This window comes from Syntrophorhabdus sp. (genome assembly GCA_012719415.1).
In the GTDB taxonomy this organism is placed as follows: domain Bacteria; phylum Desulfobacterota; class Syntrophorhabdia; order Syntrophorhabdales; family Syntrophorhabdaceae; genus Delta-02.
Window position 1 is genome coordinate 1 of record JAAYAK010000062.1, and the last position, 3,042, is coordinate 3,042.

Consider the following 3,042-nt stretch of genomic DNA (forward strand, 5'->3'; position numbering starts at 1 on the left):
AGGATGGAGATACAGATGAACCTGAGGGTGAAATGATGAACGGCCGGACGGACACCCGTCCGCCCGGCCGTTGGAATACCGCTTTCACGTCGCTACATTATCTCTTCCACGCTCCAGAAGGTATCGGTCCGTGATGGGAACGCGGGCGCGTGCTGGAGTTCCATGCGTATCTGGCGGTCGAGGCGCTGGGGTATGCCGAAACGGACGGTACCCTTGTCTGTCCGCCATTCGGTGATACGGACGAAGCTCCCGTTGTTCACATCCCTGGCGAAGGTGGGGCCGAATTTGCCCTGTTCCACCGTGTCGAGTGGCGCCCCGAAACGTTTCAGGAGAATCGACCGGACTCGCTCGAAGGTCTGCCGGACCGTTTCCGGGTTGCCCACGTCGTCAAAGTCGATGACGAGCGCCACCTTTGTCACGGTCTTGTCGTCGTGGACAAGTCCCAGGCGCTGCCTCTGGTCGATCTCGGGAAGAAGCCGTGCCTCGTAGACAACCAGGCCCGGCTGGGCAACCCCGCCGGTGATGCCCTGCGCGGCGAGACCTTCCATCGTATCTTTAAGCGGTCGACCAATGGCGAAGGGACTCGCAAGCATTCCCCTCTGCGGGGCGGGAGCCGTGCGCGCATCCGTGGCGGCCGGTGCCTCCACGAGGCGGCGGAAGGCCGACGACAGGGGCTTGCCTGCCTCCTTCTCGAACTTCAGGGTGTAGAAAACAGCCGCCTTATAGGCCTGTGTCGCGGACCGGCCCGTCACCCTGCCTGGTGTCGGATCGCGGTCGTAGTAGTTCAGCTCGAGCCCGAGGACGTGGGGTCCCATGGTGAAGCGGTAGTTGACGGCAGCGCTGTTGTTCATGTCGTTCGACGTTCCCGGCACATAGACGTTCTGGGAGAAGACCCTGCAGTCGAAGCCGAACTGGTGCGCCGCGCGCAAAAGCTGAAGCGCCAGGTTGGCGCCGTAATTGTCACGGTCGGTTCCGTTGCCCCCCATGTTCTGGTAGATGACGCCCGGGGTGATACTGCCCTTGAACCCGGCGAAGGCGATCGCGCGCGTGGCGCTCACGTTCGCCTCGTAGGAACGCTGCTCCTGCCAGTTCACCGCTTCGGTGAAGTTCTCGATATGCCTTCCGATGAGAGCGAGCTTTGCCGCCCAGGTCCTGACGGGCATGCTGAAGTTCATGTTGAGCGACGTCGTCCTCGCGTTCGTGGTCCTGTCCCGGTTTTTCACATCCTGGATGAAGGCGTCGAGACCGGTCGTCAGTCCCGGCAAAAAGGTGATCGCCATGGGGCCCGTGAGGCTCAACCCCGCGACGGACGTGTCGGTGGGATTGCCGGAGTTCACCCCGTCGGTGAAGCGCTGCAGACGCCCGCGCAGGTTGAGCCCCTTCTGGAAACGCCATGCCGCGTGGGCCTCGGAGGCCCTGTAATCCCTGTTCACAATGGCGCCGTTGGGCTTGTAGTCATCACCGTAATCCTCGTATCTTAACCGGTAGGTAAAGGGGGTACCGGTCTCTCCCGTCACCTGGCCGAAGAAGCCAAGCCCCGACTTCCCCGTCCTCGCCTCCGTGGCGCTTATGTCGTAGTCTCCCGAGAAATAGCCCGCCTCCCCCTCGAGGGTCACCTTTTGTCCGGAGAAGGAGAAGACCTTTTCGCCCGTCATGCTCGTGACGAGCTGGTTGCGGGTTCCGAGGCCGTCCACGATCTCGCTCGCCTGGTGGTTCTGGACGAGGTTAAGGGAGTAATGCCCGAAGATACTGTCCTCGATGAGGTACGAACCGCCGCTGAAGAGGTTGTTGATGGGAGTGAAGTCCCTGTAGTCGTCGACGCCGGTGCCGGTGAAGAAGAGGAAGGACTGCTTGCGCCGCTGGGAGACCTCAGGCTGGAACTCGAGCTGAAAGCCCTTGAGGGACCTCTGCATGGTCCTCAGGCTGATAAAGGAAAAATTGTCCCCCAGCTGGGCCCGGAAGGGAAGGGCGGTGTCACCCTTTTCCCAGGCGAGTGTTCCCCGTTCGAGGACAAGGCCGTTGTGCCGGCTCCTGTAGCGGGAATCGTTGTAGAGCACGTCGAACCTGCCCGAAAAGGATTCGTAGGGGGAGAGCTGGCGGGAGAAGGCGGCGTTCATCTCGTCGTAGTACTGCCCTCCCGTGTCCTGGTAGGGACTTCCCGCCGGATTGCCGTAGAAATCATATGTCTCGTATCGCGAGGTGTTCTCCATGATGATCGACCAGTCCTTGAGTGCCGTGGCCTCCTGGGCGGATGCCGGCAACGCGAAGGCGGCAAAGACCGTGATCAGCACGAATGCAAAGAGCGTTATTGTTCTCACCGGGCAGCCTCTCTCTGGGTGATCTTTATGATGTACTCCTGTTCCCCCTGTCGCTTCTGGAAACCGTTCACGGGGTCGTTGTACTCTATCTGGGACTTCGCGATGACGGAAACCCGGCTGATGAGGCGGTCGCCATCCGACTCCCGTTTGATCTCCTGTCTCAGCACCCGGTGGCTCCCGACGGAGAGGATTCTGAGCCGGGCATCGACGGGGGCGTTCGCGTTCATCGAATCCATGAGCCTGTCCCTGTCGTAGAAACCTGCCGCCAGCATTTTTGCCATCTCCGGCGTATTCCAGGAGTCGGCTATCTGCCGCATCGTATTCTCCACGACCTGACGGTCGACGGCGCGGACCTCCTTGACCTTTGTCGCCCCCTCGACGATGGGTGTATCCGCCGCGGTAGGGCTCGCGATGGGCTGAATGCGCCTGCATTCCTGCGCTGAAACATCAAAGACGGCAATCGCGAGGAAAACCGAGAACAACACAAAGAACCTTGTCATAGAGTCATGCCCCCTTGCCTGTTTCCTTTACCACCATGAAATGCTGCTCACTGATAACGAACCGCCTTTGTTGGTTACGGTGAAGGTGATGGTCGCGTTGACCCCACCCTTGGAGAAGACATCGGTCGTCGGAAAGCCATACGCGAGAGAGCCGCTTGCACCGCCCCAGGAAGCCTCGGAGCTATAGGCATAGTTTACGGCTCCGACCCCGCTCACGAGGATGG

The 3,042-nt window shown here is 60.8% G+C and carries 2 protein-coding genes; both read right to left on the bottom strand.

The genetic code is table 11. The annotated features are described in order from the left end of the window. Window positions 1–92: 92 nt before the first annotated feature. Window positions 93–2,318 (bottom strand): hypothetical protein, encoded by a 2,226-nt coding sequence (locus tag GXX82_03760; GenBank protein NLT22142.1) that lies wholly within the window; start codon window positions 2,316–2,318, stop codon window positions 93–95. Continuing rightward, the gene (locus GXX82_03765; GenBank protein NLT22143.1) at window positions 2,315–2,818 is read right to left on the bottom strand and encodes a hypothetical protein; all 504 of its coding nucleotides are present in this window, start codon (window positions 2,816–2,818) and stop codon (window positions 2,315–2,317) included. Before GXX82_03765 ends, GXX82_03760 begins: the two co-directional genes overlap by 4 nt. Window positions 2,819–3,042: the final 224 nt, after the last annotated feature.